The sequence below is a fragment of the Achromobacter sp. GbtcB20 genome, from assembly GCF_019091095.1.
GTDB classification, from domain to species: domain Bacteria; phylum Pseudomonadota; class Gammaproteobacteria; order Burkholderiales; family Burkholderiaceae_B; genus Achromobacter; species Achromobacter mucicolens.
Map to the genome: position 1 here is coordinate 1 of NZ_JAGXJZ010000961.1, position 231 is coordinate 231.

Consider the following 231-nt stretch of genomic DNA (forward strand, 5'->3'; position numbering starts at 1 on the left):
GACGGCCGTCGCGCGGAACATCACGGTGTGCCAGCCGCATCCCAATGTCCCGCACTACGGTTTCCATGTCGACCAGATCCCGGTCCTGCAAGGCCTGCTGGCCGACCTGGTCCCGGAAGACGAGCGTCCGGTGGTGTGGTTCTACACCCCGATGGCGCTGCCGCTGCTGCAGGGCTTCAATCCCGCGCTCGTGGTCTACGACTGCATGGACGAACTGGCCGCCTTCAAGAG

General features: G+C 65.4%; 1 pseudogene. It reads left to right on the forward strand.

Annotation, left to right across the window (positions count from 1 at the left end):
• Window positions 1–231, forward strand: a pseudogene (locus KVT32_RS31835) (glycosyltransferase family 1 protein); the annotation flags it as partial.